Source organism: Amycolatopsis echigonensis, from assembly GCF_014174495.1.
Taxonomy (GTDB): domain Bacteria; phylum Actinomycetota; class Actinomycetes; order Mycobacteriales; family Pseudonocardiaceae; genus Amycolatopsis; species Amycolatopsis echigonensis.
The window spans coordinates 52,479-71,244 of the sequence record NZ_JACJHR010000031.1 but is presented as its reverse complement, the minus strand read 5'-3'; the positions used below and the strand labels follow the sequence as shown (position 1 = coordinate 71,244).

Below are 18,766 nucleotides of genomic sequence, written 5' to 3'. Positions count from 1 at the left end.
TTATGGCTCCACCAGGTGCCCATTACGGTCGAATTCATGGAGCGGAACTTTCACTCGGCCGAAGAACTCGCGGCCGCCTTGCGCGCTGGTGAAGTGACCTCACTGGAGCTGACCGACCAGGCCATCGACCGCATCGAGCGGGAAGACAAGGCGCTCAACGCGATCTGCGTACCGGACTTCGACCGTGCTCGCACCGCCGCGCGCGAGGCCGACCAGGCGCGCGCCCGCGGCGAGGACGCGCCGCTGCTCGGCATCCCGGTGACGGTCAAGGAGTGCTACAACGTGGCCGGGCTGCCCACGACCTGGGGCATGCCGGAACACCGGGGCTTCCTACCGGCCGAGGACGCGGTACAGGTGGCGCGGCTCAAGTCCGCCGGTGCGGTGCTCCTCGGCAAGACGAACGTCCCCTTGGGACTGCAGGGTTTGCAGAGTTCCAACCCGGTCTACGGCACCACCAATAATCCGTGGGACCACGATCGCACGCCCGGCGGTTCCTCCGGCGGATCGGCGGCGGCTCTGGCGGCGGGCTTCGGCGCGTTGTCCATCGGCTCCGACATCGCCGGCTCGCTGCGCACCCCGGCGCATTTCTGCGGGGTGTACGGGCACAAGCCTTCCCTCGGCCTGGTGGCGAACCGAGGCATGGTCCCGCCGGCCGCTCCGGCGTTGCCGGTCGACCTGGATCTCGCCGTCGTCGGCCCGATGGCGCGCACGGCTCGCGACCTCGCGCTCCTGCTCGACGTCATGGCCGGGCCGGACCCGCTGACGTACGGCGTGGCGCACGAACTGACGCTGCCGCCCGCGCGCCACGAGCGGCTGAGCGACTTCCGCGTCCTGGTCCTCGACGACCACCCGTTCATTCCCACCGGTGCCGCGGTGCGGGCTGGCGTGGACCGGGTAGCCGAAGCTCTGAGCGAGGCCGGTGCCCAGGTCGAACGGCACAGTCCGCTGCTGCCCGACCTGGCCGAAGCCGCGACGCTCTACACGGAGCTGCTGTTCTCGGGGTCCGTCGCGCGGTTCCCGGTCGAAGCGTACGAGCAACTCCAGGCGCGTGCCGCCGGGCTGAGCGCCGACGACCGAAGCCTTGACGCGGCGCGGCTGCGCGGGATGGTGCTCACCCACCGCGACTGGCTCGCGGCGAATCGCCGCCGAGAACTCCACCGGCGCGGCTGGCGGCAGTTCTTCGCCGAGTTCGACGCCGTCGTCTGCCCGGTCACGCCGACGCCCGCGTTCCCGCACGACCACAACCCGGATCTGCTGGCGTGCCGGATCGACATCGACGGCGTCGAGTACCCGTTCTTCGACCAGCTCGTCTGGGCCGGTCTGGCCACCATGCCCGGCCTGCCCGCCACCGCGATGCCAGCGGGCTTCTCGCCCGAGGGGTTGCCGGTGGGCGTGCAGATCATCGGGCCGATGTTCGAGGACCGGACGCCGCTGCGAGTGGCCGACCTGCTGGAGCAGCGGCTCGGCGGCTTCCAGATGCCGGACTGAGCCGTACCAGCTGGCGGCCCTTTGCCTTGCACGCCAACGTTTCCGGGGCGAACACCGACCGTCCACAAGGGACGCGGCTTTCGTCGCCGTCCGATGCCCGCGGAAGTCGTCACGCACGGTGAGTGTTGACACGCTCCGCTCGTCATTCATACATTATCTCGATCTTTGTATGAATGACGAGCGGAGCTGGTTCGGATGAAGCTCGGCAAGACCGCTGTCGTCCTCGGCGGAAGCGTCGCGGGCCTGTGCACCGCCGGGGCGCTGGCCCCGTACTTCGAGCAGGTGCTCGTGCTGGAGCGGGACGAGCTCCCGGAGAAGGCCGAGCACCGGCGCGGGGTGCCGCAGAGCAAGCACCCGCACTTCCTGCTGAACTCGGGCCGCCGGGCGATCACCGCGCTCTTCCCCGGATTCGAGGACGACCTGATCGCGGCGGGCGGGCTGCACCTGATGCCGTCGATGGACGCCGCCTACCTGGACCGGGACGGCTGGTCGGCGCGCAAGCGCAGTGCGATGACGATGGTCTACAGCTCGCGGATCCTCATCGAGCGCGTGCTGCGGGACAAGGTGCGCGAACTGTCGAATGTGGACATCCGGGAGGGTGTCGCGGTGCGCGGCCTGGCCACCGGGTCGGGGGCGGTCACCGGGGTCGAGGTCGCCGCGCCCGGCGGCGAGGAACACCTGGACGCCGACTTCGTCGTGGACGCGATGGGCCGCGGCTCGCCGGTGGCGAACTGGCTGGTGGCGGCGGGCTGGCCGGAGCCCGAGGTGCGGACCCTCGACGCCAAGGTCACCTACACCTCACGCTGGTACGAGCTGCCCCCGCCGGAGCGCCGGCCGGCGTCCTGGTGGTGGCGGCACCTGGTGCTCATGCCGACCCAGGACCGCGGCCGGCATCCCGCGGAGCACGAGTTCCTGGTGAACTTCTTCCCGATCGAGGGCGACCGGGTCATCGCGTGCATGGGCTCGTGGGGCCTGGAAATGCCGCGGACGGCCGACGCCTTCGGCGAGTCGGCCCGCCGGGTCCGGACGCCGCTGTTCGCCGCCGCGATGGACCGGTGCACGCCCACCTCGGAAGTGCATCTGACCCGGTCCACCGGCAATCGGTGGCGGCGGTACGACCGCTGGGCGAACCCGCCGCGAGGTCTCGCGTTCGTCGGCGACTCGATCTGCGCGTTCAATCCGTTCTACGCGCAGGGCATCAGTTCCGCGTCCGGGTCGGCACTGCTGCTGCGCGAGCATCTCGCCCGCGCCACCAGCCTCGACGCGGGCTTCTCCGCGCGATTCCTTGCCGCACAGCAGGATCTTCTGCAGGTGCCGTGGACCCTGGCGATGGCTCGCGACCGGGGTTACGAGTGCGCGGAGGGCACCGAGCGGCTGTCCGAGCGGAAACGCCGCCTCCTCGCGGCCGTCTCCGCCCCGGCGTTCAGCCTCATCGTCGGGGCCGCCCGGGAGGACGACGTCGTCGACGAGCATTTCGCCAAGGTGTTCAACCTCGACGAGTCGCTGGGCGAGATGATGCGCAATCCGCGCGTGCTCGCCGGGCTCGCCCGCTACTGCGTTCGCTCGGTGCTGGGCCGGCACCGGGTGCCCTACGGTTTCGATCCGCACGTCGAGCCGCCCGCCACCGACTATTCTCCGGCCGCGGTCGCGGGATGAGCGCCGTCTGCGGGCCGGACGCGGAGGCGGTCACCCGGCGGCTCGGGTTCGACTGCCACGACGTCAGCCCAGTGGTCTCTGTCCGGGTGCCGTGGGAGCTCGCGCATTGGACGATGCCGCTGCTCGAGGTGCTGATCGTCGGCGGCGCCGTTTTCGCTCTGTGGCACGCCGTGCGCCGCTACCGCGCGGGCGATCCGGTCAACCTGGCGCTGTGGTGGGCCTCGCTGGTGTATCTCGTCGTCACCGAACCGCCGCTGTATTTTCCCGAATGGTTCGGCCTCGACCGGCTGTACGGGTTCATCTTCGCGCACAACCGGTTCACCGTGCAGTTCATGGGAGACCGGCTGCCGCTCTACATCGTGGCGTTCTATCCGGTGATCAGCCAGCTCGCCTACGAGCTCGTGCGGTCGCTCGGGATCTTCCGCCGCCGCGGCCCGCTGGCCGGGGCGGTCGCCGTCGCGTTCGCCTGCCAGGTCTTCTACGAGGTTTTCGACCAGGTGGGCCCGCAGCTCGGGTGGTGGGCCTGGAACCCGGCCAACCGCATCGTCAACCAGCCGGCGCTGGCTTCGGTTCCGATGACCAGCATGCTGTTGTTCGCTTCGGTTTCGATGGCGGCCATGACCTACCTGGTGGTGCGTTTCACCGGCGGCCGCCGCGGTTGGCGGCTGGTGCCGCGCATTCTCGCGGCGGGCGTCCTCACCCCGTTCACCATGGCAGTCGCTGGTCTCCCCTCGAGCCTGTTCGGCGGCGACCATCCCGACCCGACGGCGCAGGCCTGGGTGCTCGGCGTGGAACTTGCCCTGGTCTGGCTCGCCGGCGCGGGGCTCGTCGTGGCACAGCTGCGCTCCGGTGAGCGCGGAACGGACGAGCCGCTCTCGGTTTTCGGCCGGTACTACCCGGCGATTTACCTGCTCGGGATGGCGGTGTGCTGGATCGGGGCCTTGCCCGCCTACCTCGGCGCCCGAGACGGGGTCACCAGCGCCGGAACCCCGATCGGGAGCGGGCCGTACGCGCTCGCCTGTTTCGTCGCCGCCGGTTTGCTGCTGGCCGCGCAGCGCGCAGCCGCTCGCCGGGACGCGCCCGTCGCTCGTTGACCTGCGGCCTCGTCTGGGACGATGGGCGCCATGGGGTACCACGGATGGCAGGGCGACCCGCCGGGAGCCGAGGACGAGGCACGCCGCCGGATCGTGCAGGCGGCGATCGCGTGCATCGACCGCGCCGGGCTGGCCAAGACCAACCTGTCCCACATCGCGGCGGAAGCGGGCGTGACCCGGCAGACCGTGTACCGCTACTTTCCCAGCCTGGCCGAGATCCTGCGCGCCGTCGCCCACGCGGGCGCCGACGAGTTCGCCGAACGGATGCGGCGGCACCTGTCCGCGTTCGACAGCCCGGTCGAGGTCGCCGTCGAATCCGTCGTCTTCGCGGTCCGCAGCCTGCCCGACGAGCCTTATCTCGGTTTGCTCCTGCAGGCCGGGGAAGCCGACTACTTCACGGCCGGAACCGCCACGCCGCCGTCGTTCTCCCTGGGCGCGCGGATCCTGCGCGACACCGAGGTGGACTGGTCGGCCGCCGGGGTGCGCACTGACGCCGAACTCGAAGAACTCGCCGAGATCCTGATGCGGCTGTTCATGTCGTTCCTGCAATACCCCTCGACGCCCCCGGCGACCGACGACGAACTGCGCGGGATGGTGCGCCGCTGGATCGGCCCGGCACTGCGCGGGTGATCCCGGCACGGCGTCGGGCGTCCACAAAGGACGCCGTCGGTCCGGTCAGGACCAGGTGACCGGAGGCTCGTGCACCCCGAGGTAAACCTCGCAGTCGCCGAGGGGGTCGTCAGCCTGGACCTCGGTCAAGGCCCTGGCCGGTGCGCTCGCCCGCCGTGCTCCGGACGCGGGCGCCGGCGGTGGTGGGTTCGGGGATGTGCTCGTGTCAGCAGTGGCGTCAGCGCGACCCGAAGGTGCCCGGTTGTCACGGCAGTCGCATACACCCCCGCGCTTGCGGGTAGTGCTTCAAGACGGCCGACGACGCTGTGCTGGCTGTGGAAGCTCGTGCGAAGGGAACGGTGAACGTGAACATCAACAAGCTGCTGTACCGGCCGATGGGCATGCTGTTCGGCGTGCTGGGCGGTCTGGCCGCCAACGCGGCGTTCGAACGAGCGTGGAAGGTGATCGCCGGCACCAAAGAGGCGCCCACCCCCCTGCAGAAGGACCGGGGCTGGGGCGAGGTGCTCTTGGCGGCGTCCGTCCAGGGAGCGATCTTCGGCCTGGTCAAGGCGGCGGTCGACCGGGGCGGCGCGACCGGCTACGACAAGCTCACCGGGCAGTGGCCCGGGGACACCGACAAGCACGACAGCGCCTGAGATTCGCGGCACCGCTGCCGCGAGCTCAGCGGACTTCAGCGCGCGGCAGTGTGCCGGGGGTGCGCAGCGGATACCCGGAGGGTGTCGGTGCGCCGTTCGAGGAAGAGGTCCGGATGGACGAGGTGGGCGAGGTTCGCCGGGCTGCGGTCCCGTTGCACGAACCGACGGAGCTGGAGCCGCTGCTGGACCGGATCGGCGACGCTCGTTACGTGCTGCTCGGCGAAGCGTCGCACGGCACTTCGGAGTTCTACTGGTGGCGCGCGGAAATCACGCGGCGGCTGATCGCCGAACAGGGCTTCTCCTTCGTCGCGGTGGAGGGCGATTGGCCGGATTGCCACCGGCTGCACTGCTGCGTGTCGGGTGCGCCGGGCGTCCCGAAGGACCCGGCGCAGGTGCTGTGGGAGTTCGACCGGTGGCCGCGGTGGATGTGGGCCAACGAGGAGGTCGCCGAGTTTGCGCGCTGGCTGCGCGAGTTCAACGCGGCCCGTTCGGCCGGGCGTCCGCCGGTCGGGTTCCACGGCCTCGACGTCTACAGCCTCTGGGACTCTTTGCGCGCGGTGCTCGGCTACCTGCGGCAGCACCGGCCGGAGCACGTTGACCGCGCTTTGGCCGCGTGGCGCTGTTTCGAGCCGTACGAGCAGCAGCCGCAGCGGTACGCGAGGGCCAGCGCGATCGTGCCGGACGGCTGCCAGGACGAGGTCGTGGCGCTGCTGGCCGAACTGCGCCGCGCGAGGGACGGCTCGTCGCCGCCCGGGCTGGACGCGGGCTTCGTCGCCCGGCAGAACGCCGAGGTCGTGGCCGGCGCCGAACGCTACTACCGCGAACTGGTGCGCGGCGATCGGCGGTCCTGGAACGTCCGCGACCGGCATCTCGCCGACACTCTCGACCGGCTCGTGCGGGCATACGGCCCCAAGGCCAAAGCGGTCGTGTGGGCGCACAACACCCACGTCGGGGACGCCCGCGCCACGGACATGGCCGCGGCCGGAATGCTGAACCTCGGGCAGCTGGTGCGCCAGCGGCACGCGCGAGAAGGCGTGGTCACCGTCGGATTCGGCAGTCACCGCGGTTCGGTGATCGCGGGCGAACGCTGGGGTGCGTCGCCGCGCCGGGTAACCGTCCCTCCGGCGCGCGAGAACAGTCTCGAAGGGCTGCTGCACCAAGCCGTGCCCGACGACCACACGCTCTTCGTCTTCCCGGACCAGCCCTCCGGCTGGGCCGACCAGCTCCGCGGCCACCGCGCGATCGGCGTGGTCTACCGACCGGACTCGGATCGCGGCCACTACGTGCCCACCGTTCCGGCCCGCCGCTACGACGCCTTCGTCCACTGCGATTCCAGCAGCGCGCTGACCCCCTTGCACCCGCTCGAGGACGAACTGGTCCCAGCGGAGGCCGAGACGTATCCGAGCGGACAGTAAGTCCAGGAACGACGCTTCCGGCCGCCGGTCCGCTGGGTATCGGAGACGCGAGTTGTGGGTATCCGACCGCGCACAGACCTTTGCCGCTCAGGAGACGACATGCGCTACCAGTCCGCCGGTCCCGCGACGAGCCGAGCGCCCCGCCGTTCGTGGCTTCGGATTTTCGGGGTCGGCCTGCTGCTGTGGGTGCTGACGGTCGTCGTCACGTTCGCGACCGGCAACCCCAATCTGGTGCCGACGCTGGTCCTGCTGGGCAGCTTCCTCGTGCCCGTCACCTTTGTCGCCTGGGCGTTCGGGCGGCAGCACAGCGGCGAGGTGACCGCGGAGCTGCTGCTGAACACGTTCGTCACCGGCGGCGTGCTCGGGGTGCTGGGCGCTTCGCTGCTGGAAACCTACCTACTGCACCCGTCGCCCGGCCTGTTCTTCGGGGTCGGTCTGGTCGAGGAGGCCGTGAAACTCGCCGCTCTGGCTTTCCTCACCCGCCGCCTGACCCGCAAATTCGCCGTGGACGGCATGATTCTGGGTGCTGCGGTCGGCTTCGGCTTCGCCGCTTTCGAATCGGCTGGCTACGCCTTCACAGCATTGTTCACCGAGCACGGCCTCTCGCTGGTCGATCTGGTCCAGACGGAAATCCTGCGCGGCCTCCTGGCACCGGTCGGCCACGGACTGTGGACCGCGATCCTCGGCGGAGTGCTGTTCTCCGCAAGCGATCATCGGCACTTCGCGCTCACCCGCCGCCTGCTCCTGTCGTACCTCGGCGTCTCGGTGCTGCACGCCCTGTGGGACTCGATGCACGGCATCGCCCTCACCCTCACGCTGCTGCTGACCGGCACCCCGACGCAATCCCAGCTGCTTCAGGAGGGCTATCAAGTACAGCCGACTCCCTTGCAAGCCAACCTCTTCACGATTTTGAGCTGGGGCGGCCTGGCTGTACTGGCTTTGGTCGGCGTGGCATGGCTGCTCCTAGAACGCCGCGGCGCTAGCCGGGGCACGCAGTCCGGGGTGCTGTGGCGAGTGCCGACTGTCCGAATGTGACACTGCCGGTCGGACCGCAGTGCGCGAGCGAAACTCCGCGCTCAGTACGGTCGCGGGTCAGTCCGCGGTGAGGTCTTCGGACGGCCAGCGGGTAAGGAACGCGCCGAGTGCGTCGTCGATGAGCTTGCCTTGTTCCGTCGGTTCGTGCCCGGGGCCGAAGTGCTCGCTGAATGCGTCGCCCAAGAGGTCGATCATGGCTTCTTGCTGGTCGAGCGTGGGTTTATCCTGCACCCGAAATACGGCCAATAGTTCAGGGTCGTGCTTCTCCAGCAGGCTGGTCACGATCGGCTGGAACCGGTTGGGGAGGCTGTCCAACACCGTGCTCACTCGTGCCTCCGGCCTGTTCGTGTTCGTGCCCACCATGTCGTGTTAACCGTGGCGTCCTTGCCGACGTAGCTGCACTGCGGAGTGTTCAGTGACACCGGCTGCGAACTGCCGTGCGGGGCAGCTCGCAGCCGGTGGACGTCGTGTCAGCTCTGTCAGGGCAGGCAGAGGGTGGCGAGTCCTATTTTCAGCCAGCGTCAGCAGGAATAGCCACGTGCTTTGCCGCGGCTGGCGGATCCCTCGCCCGGCCGCAGGCAAACCCTCGCGATCATCCGCTCGCGTCAGCGAGGCTGATCAGCCCACCACTTCTGCCCGCTTTCCGGCAACGTCTGGATCGGGTCGTAATACGGGTACTTCCGCTGCAACGCCTCCGGGTCCTCGTGTTCGATCCCGGTCCGGTAGTTCTTCGTCCAGTACGAAATCCCCAGATCCCGGTCGTACTCCGCCACCTGGTGCACCCACCGCTTCCCCACATACGGCACATCGCACACGATCCGCGGCGTCGCGTACCCCGGCAGATACCCCATGATCGAATGCTGCAATTCCTGCGCTTCCCACACGGCGACCCGCCAATGCTCCGCATTGGGAATCATGTCGCACATGTAGAAGTAGTACGGCAGAATATTGGCCTCGCCCTGCAGAGCGAAGCAAAGATCCAACAGCGCGGCCGGAGTGGCGTTGACGCCGCGCATCAGAACGCCCTGGTTCCGCACATCCCGCACGCCGACCTGCAACGCCGTCCGCGCCGCCTCCGCGACCAGCGGCGTCACCGACTGCGCGTGGTTCACGTGCGTGTGAATGGCCAGGTTCACCCCGCGCGCCTGGGCGGTCAACGCGACCCGCTGCAACCCTTCGGTCACCTTCGGCTGGAGCCAGTGCTGCGGCAGGGCCGCGAGCGCCTTCGTGGCGAGGCGGATGTCGCGCACCGTCTCGATGTCCATCAGCCGCATCAGGAACGACTCCAGCTGCGGCCACGGCACGTTCGCCACGTCGCCGCCGGAGACCACTACGTCGCGCACTCCCGGGGTGCGCTTGAGGTAGTCGATCATGGCGTCCTGGCGGTCGACCGGCTTGAGCGCGAGCTTGTGCTTCTCGACCTGTTCGGTCGAGTTGCCGACGAGGTCCATCCGGGTGCAGTGGCCGCAGTACTGCGGGCAGGTCGAGATCATCTCGGCCAGCACCTTGGTCGGGTAGCGGTGGGTGAGCCCCTCGACCACCCACATCTCGGCCTCGTGCAGCGAGTCGCGTTCGGCGTGCGGGTGGCTCGGCCACCGTTCGTGCCGGTCGCTGCGGACCGGGAGCATGTAGCGGCGGATGGGGTCGGCGTAGAACGCCTCGGTGACCTTCGCCGGGTCGGTGCCCGCGTGCGGGGCCATCGTGTTGATCATCTGCGGCGGCAGCAGCATCGACATCGTGGCCATCTCGCGCTGGTCGGCGAGCAGGTCCTCGTAGAACCGGTCCTCCAGCAGGTCGCCCATCAGCGCCCGCAGCTGCTTGACGTTGCGCACGCAGTGCACGCGCTGCCACTGCGCGTCCCGCCATTCTGCCTCGGTCACGTCGTGCCAGCCGGGGAAGCGGCGCCAGTCGGGTTCCACCAACTCGGCGCGGACGTACTCGTACGGCTGGTCGAAGGCGGCGGCAGTCGGCACAGGTTCCTGGATCGCAGTCATCTGTACTCCTAGTCGTCGGGAACGCGTGAAAATATCCTGCCATAACGTTAGTCGACCGTAAATCTTTCTGCATGATGACCCGGTCTGCCCTGCTCGGAAGGGCAGGCGAGAGACTCGGGGCGTGAACGACAGCACGACGCTCCTGCTCGGCGGCCGCGTCTACACCCCGTCCTCGCCGGACGCCACCGCGATGGCGGTCTCCGGCGGCACCGTGGTGTGGGTCGGCCAGGACGCTCCGGCCCGCGCGCTGCACCCGGACGCCGAGGTGGTCGACCTGGGCGGGGCGTTCGTCGCGCCGGCGTTCGTGGACGCGCACGTGCACGCCACCTCCACCGGCCTGCACCTGACCGGTCTCGACCTGACCTCCGTGCGCAGCTCCGCCGAACTGCTCGCCGCGGTGCGCGAAGCCGTTGTTCCCGGCCAGGTCCTGCTCGCACACGGCTGGGACGAGTCGTCCTGGACCGAGCAGCGGCTGCCGAGCCGCGCCGAACTGGACGACGCCGCCGGTGACACGCCCGTCTACCTGAGCCGCGTCGACGTCCACTCCGCCCTGGTGTCGAGCGCTCTGGTCAAGCTCGCGCCGGGCGTCGAATCCGCCGCCGGATGGTCCGCCGACGGCCCGCTCACCCGTGACGCCCACCACCGCGTCCGAGGCGCGGTCCGCGACGCGGTCACCCGGCCGCAGCGCCAGGCGGCCCAGCGCGCGTTCCTCGAGACGGCCGCCGCGCGCGGGATCGTGTCGGTGCACGAATGCGCGGGCCCGGACATCTCCGGCGAGGAAGACTTCGCCGACCTCCTCGCGCTGGCCGGCCCGGGCCTGCCCGAGGTCGTCGGCTACTGGGGAGAACTCAACGGCCTCGAGACCGCCCGCCGCCTCGGCGCGCACGGTGTCGCCGGAGACCTGTTCGTGGACGGGGCCCTCGGCTCCCGCACCGCGGCCCTCACGTCGCCGTACTCCGACGAGCCCGGCACCTCCGGCTCTCTCTACGCCGACGCCGGGGTCATCGCCGACCACCTGGTCGCCTGCACCGAAGCCGGGCTGCAGGCGGGGTTCCACGTCATCGGCGACGCCGCCGTGGGCGAGGTGGTCGAGGGATTCCGGCTCGCCGAGAAGCAGGTCGGCCAGCGTTCCCTCGCCGCGCGCCACCACCGGCTGGAGCACCTGGAAATGGTCACCGCGGAGCAGGCGCGCGCACTCGCCGGATGGGGCGTCGTCGCGTCCGTGCAGCCGCTGTTCGACGAAGCCTGGGGCGGCGACTCCGGCATGTATTCCGAACGGCTCGGCGCCCGGGCGACAGCGCTGAACCCCTTCGCCCAGCTCGCGGCGGAAGGAGTCGTGCTCGCTTTCGGCAGCGACGCGCCGGTGTGCGCGGTCGACCCGTGGGCGGCGGTCCGCGCGGCCGTGCACCACCACACTCCCGAAGCGCGCCTCTCCGCTCGCGCCGCCTTCACCGCCCACACTCGTGCCGGGCACCGCGCTGCGGGCGTCAACGACGGCGTGACCGGCAGCCTTGTCCCCGGCGCGCCCGCGCACTACGCGATCTGGGACGCGGCCGACCTCGTCGTAGCGACGGCCGACAGCCGCGTGCAGCGCTGGTCCACCGACCCGCGTTCGGGCGTGCCGCCGCTGCCGAGGCTGGAGCCAGGAACGCCGCTGCCGCGCTGCCTGCGCACCGTCCGCGGCGGCACGGTCATCTACGACCAGTTCACACCGGCCGCTTAGAGTTCCGGGTGTGGCAGTGAGCGTGGCGGACGCCGAATCGGGCGTTCCGCACAAGACCAAGCGAAAGCGGGCGTGGAAGCCCTGGCTCGCGCGCGTCGCGGCGACGGCGGCGACGGGCTACGGCTACTACCTCAGCTTCGCGCCGCGCCCGCTGTGGTGGCTGGCCCCGATCGCGTTCGCCGCGTTCGCGCTGGTCCTTCGTGGACGGTCGTTCCGCGGCGCGTTCGGGTACGGCTTCGTGTTCGGCATGGCGTTCTTCGTGCCGCTGCTGGTGTGGCTGCAGGACTTCCTCGGCCGCGACTTCGGGCCGCTGCCGTGGCTGGCGCTGTCGTTCGCGCTGTCCCTCTACTTCGGACTAGCCGGGTTCCTGATCCGCGTCGTCTCCCGGTTGCCTCTCGCGCCGCTCTGGGGCGCGCTGGTCTTCGTCGCGCTCGAAACGCCGCGCGCGTGGTTCCCGCTCGGCGGCTTCCCGTGGGGCCGCGTCGCGTTCAGCCAGCCCGAGGGCGCGTTCCTGTCGCTGGCATCGGTCGGCGGCGCGCCGCTGGTCGGCCTCGCCGTCGTGCTCACCGGTTTCGGCCTGGCCGCGGTCGTCGCCCGGCTCTGGCGCACGCGCAAAGCCTGGGACCGCGCGCTCGTGTGGCCGGCCGTGCTCACCGTGCTGCCCGCCGCGGCCGGGCTCGCGGTGTGGCCGACGATCGGAACGGAGGCGCAGAACGGTTCGCTCACCGTCGCTTCCGTGCAGGGCAACGCGCCGGACATCGGCCTGGACCTGCAGGGGCAACGCGGAGTGCTGCGCGCCAACGCCCTCGCCGAGAGCGCCCGCCTGCTGCAGAAAGTCCAATCTGGACAGGTGCCGAAGCCGGATCTGCTGCTGTGGCCGGAAACCTCGACCCCGCTCGAGGGCGACGACCCGGGCGTCGACCAGATGGTGTCGGCCTTCGGCTCTCCCGCGATCATCGGCGCGCTCGTGCGGACCCCGGACGGGGCGGCGGAGAACTCCGCGGTCGTCTGGGATCCGAACACCGGCCCGGGGCAGCGTTACGTGAAAAAGGATCTGGTGCCGTTCGGCGAGTACGTGCCCGCCCGCGCCGTCGCCCGGCTGGTGACGCCGTTCATCGACGACACCCGCGACATGCGTCCCGGCGACGGCTCCAACGCCGCGCTGTCGGTCGCGGGCGCCAAGGTCGGCGTGTTCATCTGCTACGAATCGGCGTTCGACGGTCCGGCTCGCGACGCGACCGCCGCAGGCGGCGAGCTGCTCGTCGTGCCGACGAACAACGCGTGGTACGGACCGGGGGAGATGAGCTACCAGCAGCTGGCGATGGCGCGGCTGCGCGCGGTCGAACACGGGCGCGCGGTGGTGGTGTCGGCGGTGTCCGGGGTCAGCGCGTTCGTCGCCCCGGACGGGACGATCACCAGCTCCACCGGCCTTTTCACGGCGGATGCCCTGGTCGGGCGCGTGCCGCTGCGCACGCAGACTACGCTGTCGGATCGAATCGGTGCGTGGACGGAGTACGGACTGCTGGCGTTGGCGATCGCGGGTGTCGCCGGCGGGTTCGTGCTCCGTTTTCGCACCCGGCGCGGCACGGCGGCGCCGACGGGGACCACAGCAGGGGAAGCGGCGGGCTGACCCGCCGGATGCGGAGGAGACGGATGGCGCAGGCGCCGCGGGGGGCCGAAACGATCGAACCGGTGCTGGTGGTGATCCCGACCTACAACGAGCGGGACAACCTCGGCCCGGTGCTGGACCGGCTCCACAAGGCACTCCCGGACGTCGACGTGCTCATCGTCGACGACGGCAGCCCGGACGGCACCGGCGAGCTGGCCGACGAGCGCGCGGCCGCGGACAAGCGGGTGCACGTGCTGCACCGCACCGCGAAGGAAGGTCTCGGCAAGGCCTACATCGCGGGGTTCCATTGGGGGATGGAACGCGGCTACGCGACGTTCGTGGAGATGGACGCCGACGGCTCGCACGCGCCGGAGGACCTGCCGCGGCTGCTGGACGCGGTCGGCGACGCGGACCTGTCGATCGGGTCGCGGTACGTGCCCGGCGGCAGCACGGTGAACTGGCCGCTGCGCCGGACGCTGCTCTCGCGAGGGGCGAACCTGTACTCGCGGATCGCGCTGGGGATCAAGGTGGCGGACATGACCGCCGGGTTCCGCGCGTACCGCCGTCCGGTGCTGGAGAAGCTGGCGCTGAACGAGGTCGCCTCGCACGGCTACTGCTTCCAGATCGACCTCACGCGCCGCACCGCGGACGCCGGGTTCGACATCGTCGAGGTGCCGATCACCTTCACCGACCGGGAAATCGGCGTGTCGAAGATGAGCGGCGGGATCATGTCCGAGGCGTTCTTCCGGGTCGCGGAGTGGGGTGTGCAGCGCCGCCTGGCCCAGCTGAAGAGGCTGCTGGGCCGGGACTGACCGGCTGCTAGCCCAGGACGCGGTAGGTGAGGTGTTCGGCGCGCGGCGTCGACACCGCACCGAGCGGCTCCAGCCGCACCGGTCCGGGATTTCCCTGGGGGAACAACGGCGTTCCGTCGCCGAGGACGATCGGCGCGAGGTGGATCCGCAGCACGTCCGCCAATCCCGCGTGCAGGACCTGCGACGCGATCGACCCGCCGCCGCCCACGGTGACGTCTTTTCCGCCCGCCGCCGCGCGAGCCTGCTCGACTGCGCTCTCGAGGCCGTCGGTGACGAACCGGAACCGCTCGCCCAGCCGGGTTTTGTCCGGCCGCGCATGGGTGACGACGAACACCGGCACCGCGGGGACCCGGTCCTCGCCCTCGCCGTAGCCGTCCACGTCGGGCCAGCCGTTCGGACCGTCCACGACGTCGAACATGGTGCGGCCCATGACGACCGCACCGGTTTCGGTGAACGAGCGGTGCAGGATCTCCGAATCGCGCGGCGTCGGGTCGGACACCCAGGCGTGCAGCGGTTCGCCGCCGACGCCGAGTCCGTGTTCGGGCCCGGCTCCCGGGGCGGTGACGTAGCCGTCCAGCGACATCGAGATGTCCACGACCACCCGGCTCGCTCCCGGCCGGTCCGCTGCGCGTGCGAGTTCGTCGAGCCGGTCCATCGAATCGCGGACGCCGCGTTCCATTCCGCTCGCGACCATGGCGTCGCGGGTCTCGACGCTGGGGAAGACCGACCGGGTCCGCAGCCGCGTCCGGCCGTCGAGGTCCTCGAAGGTCAGCGTTTGCAGGCTGACGTCGCCGGGCGCGCCCTCGTACTCGAAGGTCTGGACGATCCGCTCGGCTCTGTCCACGGCGTGGAAGACGCCGCGGAACACGTGCTCGCTGCCGTCGGGAGCGACGTGCACGTAGCGGTACGCCCCGCCGGAGTGCGCGGCGAACTCGAGGATCCGCATCTCGACGTCGCGCGGACCGAGCCAGCGTGTCAGCAGGTCGGGGTCGGTGTGCGCGCGGAACAGTTGAGCGGGCGTCGCGTCGAATTCGCGGACGACCTCGATGAACGGGCTGCCGGGCTGGGCGGTGATGGTGGTCGGGTTCGCGGTCATCGGTCCTGCTCCTTGGTCTCTTCGAGAAGGCTGTCGAGGCGGCGGTATTCGCGTTCGCGGGTCAGCCGGTAGGTGTCGATCCAGCTGGTCAGCTCTTCGAGAGCGGCCGCGTTGAGGTGGCACGGGCGGCGCTGGCCGTCGCGGCTGCGCGTGATGAGCCCGGCCGCCTCCAGCACCTGGACGTGCCGCGACACGGCTTGCTTCGTCACCGGGAACGGCTCGGCCAGTTCGTTCACGGTCGCTTCTCCGCGCGACAGCCGGGCGATCAGCGCGCGCCGGATGGGGTCGCCCAGCGCGGTGAACGCCCGGTCCAGCCGGTCCTCGACGTTGTCAACGGTCATCTTTATCAACCGATCTCTTTATCAAGCAGTACGTTGACTGTAAGCCTGTCGCGTCGCGGGAGCAAGACGGGAAGCGGAATTCAGCGGACCTTGCGCACCGAGGTCGTCTCGACTTCGGCCGGCGTGCCGCTCGCCGTGACCGGCTTGAGCGGCGGGATCGGCTGCCCGGCCTCGTCGACCAGTACGGAGTGGTCTTCGCCGGGGGAGAAGGCGTGCCGCTCGCCCCACTGCCGGAGGGCGACGACGACGGTGAACAGGTCCCGTCCGGCCGGGGTGAGCGAGTAGACCTGCCGTTTGCCCGACTCGGCGGTCCGCCGGTCCAGGACACCGCGTTCGACCAGGCGGCGCAGCCGGTCGGCGAGGATGTTGCGGGCGATGCCGGTGCGGTGCTGGAAGTCGGTGAACGCCCGCGCGCCGTCCATCGCGTCGCGGACGATCAGCAGGCTCCACCGGTCGCCGACGAGGTCCAGAGTGCGGGCCACTGGGCACGACGGGTCGGTCCAGGCCGGGGTGTCGCCCACGATCAGGTGCCTCCTCGATGAGTTGCTCTTTGAAACCATTCTGCCGTACGGTGCGATCAGTTGCAATTCGCTACTGATTGGGGGAGTCATGGGCCTCACCACCGGCCGCCGGACAGTGTTCGCCGCCGTGTGCGCGGTCGCTGTCGCGAGCATCTACGCCGCTCAGCCTGTGCTGGCGGAAATCGGCCCGGACCTGGGGGTGCCGGACGCTGATCTGGGCTGGATCGTCGCCGCCGGACAGCTCGGCTACCTGGCCGGACTCGTCGCGTTGGTCCCGCTGGGCGATCTCGTCGACCGGCGGAAGCTCATCGCCGCGCACTTGCTGCTGACCGCCGTCGGCGCCGCGCTGGCCGCGGTCGCCGCCCAAACCTGGCTGCTGCTGACCGGACTGGCGCTCGCCGGCCTCTTCGCGGTGGTCGTGCAGACGACAGTCGCCTACGCCGCCGCGCTGTCGACGCCCGGGGAACGCGGCCGCACCCTCGGTGTCGTGACCTCGGGCGTGGTCATCGGCATCCTCGGCGCGCGGGTCGCCGCCGGCGCACTGGCCGAACTGTGGGGTTGGCGCAGCGTCTATGTCGCGCTCGCGGTACTGCTGGTGACGCTCGCCGGTGTCGTACTTAAGGCGATGCCGCCGGATCCGCGTCGCGACGGCACCACGTATCGGCAGGTGCTGACTTCGCTCGGCGGTCTGTTCCGCGAGCCGCTGTTCCTCTCGCGAGGGCTGATCGCGTTCTTCCTGTTCGCGTCGTTCGGCACGCTGTGGAGTGGCCTGTCGCTGCCGCTCGCCGCGGACCCGTGGAACCTGAGCACCGTGCAGATCGGCTTGTTCGGGCTGGTGGGTCTGGCCGGCGCGCTGGGCGCCGCCCGCGCCGGACGCTGGGCCGACCGCGGACGCGCGAGCCTCGTCACCGGCGGAGCGCTGATCCTGCTGGCGGCGTCCTGGCTGGCGGCCGGCCAGCCTTCGCTGTGGCTGCTGGGGCTGGGCGTGCTGGTGCTCGATTTCGCCGTGCAGGCGGCGCACGTCAGCAATCAGCACCTGCTCACCGCGGCGCATCCCGATCGCACCAGCAGCGTCATCGGCGGCTACATGATCTTCTACTCGCTCGGCTCCGCCCTCGGCGCGGCCACGACCACGGCGGCGTTTGCGACGGCGGGCTGGACCGGTTCGAGCGTCTTGGGCGCGGCGTTCGCCGGGTGCGCGTTCGCGGTCTGGGCGGCAGCGAGGTTCGCCCGCGCCCGGGGTCGCGCCGAGGTCCGGGCTTGTTCGGCTTCCTGAGCCCGCCGCGAAGGCGACGCGGACGCGGAACGGCCCCCGCGGGGGGAGGTCGCGGGGGCCGTTCCTGTTCGGTGGTGGGAGCCAGCTACTGGCCGAGGCTCAAGCGGACCGGCTGGTCCGGCGTCCCTTGAGCTCGGCGAGACGTTCGTTCAGCAGGTCCTCGAGCTCGGGGATGGAGCGGCGCTCCAGCAGCATGTCCCAGTGCGTCCTGGGGGGCTTGACCTTTTTTTGCTCGGGCTGCCCGCCGTCGACGATCTCGGATTCGCTGCCGTGCAGGCGGCACTCCCACACCGTCGGGATCTCGGCGTCGTCGGAGAACGGCACCTCGAACTCGTGGTTCTTGGGGCAGGAGTAGCGCACGGTACGGCGCGGAGCGAGATCGTGATTGCGGTCGGTCTCGTAGCTGACCGCTCCCAGCCGGCTTCCACGGAGAACACGGTCGGCCATAGTGGGATTCCTTTCAGTCAGCTCCGGGTGGAGCCAGGGTGATGCTCACCCTATGCAACGAACACAGTGCCCGAGAGATTCCCGGCACGCCATGTCACTGCTCACGATGAGCTGCGTCACCCGTGGTCTTCAGCTTCCTCCAGAGGGAGTCGTTTCGCCCTCTGACGTGACGCGGATACCGCCTTCTTAGTGCGGATATCCCCCAGTCGGGCTAGTTAGGTTAGCGTTAGGACAACCGTAACTGACCGTGCTGGGCGGCGGCGGGTCCCAGATCCCCCGAGCGGAAGTGGAGGCGGCACAGTACCTGATAACGGACCGTGACCGTTTCGGCATCAGACCGTGCTGAAGCTGAAGATTCAACTACAGAGTGTTCGGTATCAGCCACCACCACGGTGTCCCCCTCGCGGAGAATCACGTCGTCGCGGACCCGCGCGTTGAACCGGCCGGGCAGCCCGCACCAGCAGAGCACCTCGACCTGGACCGGCTGGAGATCGTCGGCGATTTCGAACAGCCGGGCCGCTCCGGGGAACAGCCGGCTGCGGAAGTCGGTCGCGATGCCGAAGCAGTACACGTCGATGCCGGCCTCGTCGGCGAGTTCGGCGAGCTGGTCGACCTGGTCGGGGGAGAGGAACTGCGCCTCGTCCACGATCACGTAGTCCACGTGCTGCCCGCGCGCCCACTGCTCGCGCACCAGATCCCGCAGGTCGGTGCCGGTCGCGACCTCGGTCGCCCGCCGCGCGATGCCGATCCGGCTGGTGATCTGCGGCGCGCCGGACCGGTCGTGGCGGACCAGCACCAGGCCGCGCCGCCCCTGGCGCGCGTGGTTGTGGTCGATCTGCAGCGCCAGCGTCGACTTCCCGCAGTCCATCGGGCCGTAGCAGAACTTCAGCCGTCCCCGCGCGGGACCGTTGCGCCGGGCCCCGGCGGGCGGGGCCGCGGAAAGCGCGTCGGTGGGGTCGTCGAGCACAACGTCGTCTGCAGCGGTCACGACGAC

18 protein-coding genes are annotated in these 18,766 nt (G+C 70.3%); 11 read left to right on the top strand and 7 right to left on the bottom strand.

What is annotated here, in order from left to right; translation table 11 throughout:
• Window positions 1–36 precede the first annotated feature (36 nt).
• The 7 genes from H5411_RS22200 to H5411_RS22170 all read left to right on the top strand — a co-directional run bounded on the left by H5411_RS22200 (window position 37) and on the right by H5411_RS22170 (window position 7,953).
• On the top strand, window positions 37–1,488 hold the full coding sequence (locus H5411_RS22200) for an amidase (RefSeq protein WP_183124907.1): 1,452 nt from the start codon (window positions 37–39) through the stop codon (window positions 1,486–1,488).
• Window positions 1,489–1,683: 195 nt separating this feature from the next.
• Window positions 1,684–3,144 (top strand): FAD-dependent oxidoreductase, encoded by a 1,461-nt coding sequence (locus tag H5411_RS22195; RefSeq protein ID WP_183124906.1) that lies wholly within the window; start codon window positions 1,684–1,686, stop codon window positions 3,142–3,144.
• Window positions 3,141–4,238, top strand: a complete 1,098-nt coding sequence (locus H5411_RS22190) for a hypothetical protein (protein ID WP_101440034.1) — start codon at window positions 3,141–3,143, stop codon at window positions 4,236–4,238. Before H5411_RS22195 ends, H5411_RS22190 begins: the two co-directional genes overlap by 4 nt.
• Window positions 4,239–4,268: 30 nt before the next feature.
• Window positions 4,269–4,868, top strand: a complete 600-nt coding sequence (locus tag H5411_RS22185; protein ID WP_101440035.1) for a TetR/AcrR family transcriptional regulator — start codon at window positions 4,269–4,271, stop codon at window positions 4,866–4,868.
• Between the two features lie 344 nt (window positions 4,869–5,212).
• Entirely contained in the window at window positions 5,213–5,503 is a 291-nt protein-coding gene (locus tag H5411_RS22180; RefSeq protein ID WP_312878533.1) for a DUF4235 domain-containing protein, read from the top strand.
• Between the two features lie 59 nt (window positions 5,504–5,562).
• Window positions 5,563–6,918, top strand: coding sequence for an erythromycin esterase family protein (locus H5411_RS22175; RefSeq protein WP_244194875.1), 1,356 nt, complete (start codon window positions 5,563–5,565; stop codon window positions 6,916–6,918).
• A gap of 99 nt (window positions 6,919–7,017) precedes the next feature.
• On the top strand, window positions 7,018–7,953 hold the full coding sequence (locus tag H5411_RS22170) for a PrsW family intramembrane metalloprotease (protein ID WP_101440036.1): 936 nt from the start codon (window positions 7,018–7,020) through the stop codon (window positions 7,951–7,953).
• Between the two features lie 57 nt (window positions 7,954–8,010).
• Here H5411_RS22170 and H5411_RS22165 read toward each other — a convergent pair whose 3' ends face one another.
• Complete coding sequence (locus H5411_RS22165; RefSeq protein WP_183124905.1) at window positions 8,011–8,280, bottom strand: hypothetical protein; 270 nt, start codon at window positions 8,278–8,280, stop codon at window positions 8,011–8,013.
• A gap of 278 nt (window positions 8,281–8,558) precedes the next feature.
• A complete protein-coding gene (locus tag H5411_RS22160) occupies window positions 8,559–9,947 on the bottom strand; it encodes a KamA family radical SAM protein (RefSeq protein ID WP_183124904.1) in 1,389 nt (462 codons plus the stop codon).
• Between the two features lie 121 nt (window positions 9,948–10,068).
• On the opposite strand from H5411_RS22160, the gene H5411_RS22155 reads away from it, so the two are divergent.
• Genes H5411_RS22155 through H5411_RS22145 form a run of 3 tightly spaced genes read left to right on the top strand, consistent with a single transcriptional unit; the run spans window position 10,069 to window position 14,091 of the window.
• Window positions 10,069–11,670, top strand: a complete 1,602-nt coding sequence (locus tag H5411_RS22155; RefSeq protein WP_183124903.1) for an amidohydrolase — start codon at window positions 10,069–10,071, stop codon at window positions 11,668–11,670.
• A 10-nt stretch (window positions 11,671–11,680) separates the two neighbouring features.
• The gene (gene lnt / locus H5411_RS22150) at window positions 11,681–13,300 is read left to right on the top strand and encodes an apolipoprotein N-acyltransferase (protein WP_183124902.1); all 1,620 of its coding nucleotides are present in this window, start codon (window positions 11,681–11,683) and stop codon (window positions 13,298–13,300) included.
• 23 nt (window positions 13,301–13,323) lie between these two features.
• The gene (locus tag H5411_RS22145) at window positions 13,324–14,091 is read left to right on the top strand and encodes a polyprenol monophosphomannose synthase (protein ID WP_183124901.1); all 768 of its coding nucleotides are present in this window, start codon (window positions 13,324–13,326) and stop codon (window positions 14,089–14,091) included.
• Window positions 14,092–14,098: 7 nt separating this feature from the next.
• On the opposite strand, the gene H5411_RS22140 is transcribed toward H5411_RS22145, so the two are convergent.
• From H5411_RS22140 to H5411_RS22130, 3 genes are all read right to left on the bottom strand, one after another.
• A complete protein-coding gene (locus H5411_RS22140) occupies window positions 14,099–15,187 on the bottom strand; it encodes an SRPBCC domain-containing protein (RefSeq protein ID WP_183124900.1) in 1,089 nt (362 codons plus the stop codon).
• Window positions 15,184–15,528, bottom strand: coding sequence for an ArsR/SmtB family transcription factor (locus H5411_RS22135; RefSeq protein ID WP_183124899.1), 345 nt, complete (start codon window positions 15,526–15,528; stop codon window positions 15,184–15,186). Before H5411_RS22135 ends, H5411_RS22140 begins: the two co-directional genes overlap by 4 nt.
• Window positions 15,529–15,608: 80 nt before the next feature.
• The gene (locus H5411_RS22130) at window positions 15,609–16,088 is read right to left on the bottom strand and encodes a winged helix-turn-helix transcriptional regulator (RefSeq protein WP_183124898.1); all 480 of its coding nucleotides are present in this window, start codon (window positions 16,086–16,088) and stop codon (window positions 15,609–15,611) included.
• A 49-nt stretch (window positions 16,089–16,137) separates the two neighbouring features.
• Here H5411_RS22130 and H5411_RS22125 point away from each other — a divergent pair, with 49 nt between their 5' ends.
• Window positions 16,138–17,325 carry an MFS transporter gene (locus H5411_RS22125; protein ID WP_183124897.1) on the top strand — a complete coding sequence of 396 codons (1,188 nt, stop codon included), beginning with the start codon at window positions 16,138–16,140 and terminating at the stop codon, window positions 17,323–17,325.
• A 99-nt stretch (window positions 17,326–17,424) separates the two neighbouring features.
• On the opposite strand, the gene H5411_RS22120 is transcribed toward H5411_RS22125, so the two are convergent.
• Window positions 17,425–17,772, bottom strand: a complete 348-nt coding sequence (locus H5411_RS22120) for an RNA polymerase-binding protein RbpA (protein ID WP_009078445.1) — start codon at window positions 17,770–17,772, stop codon at window positions 17,425–17,427.
• A gap of 226 nt (window positions 17,773–17,998) precedes the next feature.
• Window positions 17,999–18,760 (bottom strand): thymidine kinase, encoded by a 762-nt coding sequence (locus H5411_RS22115; protein WP_183124896.1) that lies wholly within the window; start codon window positions 18,758–18,760, stop codon window positions 17,999–18,001.
• Window positions 18,761–18,766: the final 6 nt, after the last annotated feature.

Excerpts from the sequence above, each read along its gene's own strand:
- H5411_RS22140 (WP_183124900.1), bottom strand. The coding sequence starts at position 15,187 with ATGACCGCGAACCCGACCACCATCACCGCCCAGCCCGGCAGCCCGTTC.
- H5411_RS22135 (WP_183124899.1), bottom strand. The coding sequence starts at position 15,528 with ATGACCGTTGACAACGTCGAGGACCGGCTGGACCGGGCGTTCACCGCG.
- H5411_RS22190 (WP_101440034.1), top strand. The coding sequence starts at position 3,141 with ATGAGCGCCGTCTGCGGGCCGGACGCGGAGGCGGTCACCCGGCGGCTC.
- H5411_RS22160 (WP_183124904.1), bottom strand. The coding sequence starts at position 9,947 with ATGACTGCGATCCAGGAACCTGTGCCGACTGCCGCCGCCTTCGACCAG.
- H5411_RS22185 (WP_101440035.1), top strand. The coding sequence starts at position 4,269 with ATGGGGTACCACGGATGGCAGGGCGACCCGCCGGGAGCCGAGGACGAG.
- H5411_RS22200 (WP_183124907.1), top strand. The coding sequence starts at position 37 with ATGGAGCGGAACTTTCACTCGGCCGAAGAACTCGCGGCCGCCTTGCGC.
- H5411_RS22145 (WP_183124901.1), top strand. The coding sequence starts at position 13,324 with ATGGCGCAGGCGCCGCGGGGGGCCGAAACGATCGAACCGGTGCTGGTG.
- H5411_RS22195 (WP_183124906.1), top strand. The coding sequence starts at position 1,684 with ATGAAGCTCGGCAAGACCGCTGTCGTCCTCGGCGGAAGCGTCGCGGGC.
- H5411_RS22170 (WP_101440036.1), top strand. The coding sequence starts at position 7,018 with ATGCGCTACCAGTCCGCCGGTCCCGCGACGAGCCGAGCGCCCCGCCGT.
- H5411_RS22120 (WP_009078445.1), bottom strand. The coding sequence starts at position 17,772 with ATGGCCGACCGTGTTCTCCGTGGAAGCCGGCTGGGAGCGGTCAGCTAC.
- H5411_RS22125 (WP_183124897.1), top strand. The coding sequence starts at position 16,138 with ATGGGCCTCACCACCGGCCGCCGGACAGTGTTCGCCGCCGTGTGCGCG.
- H5411_RS22130 (WP_183124898.1), bottom strand. The coding sequence starts at position 16,088 with ATGGTTTCAAAGAGCAACTCATCGAGGAGGCACCTGATCGTGGGCGAC.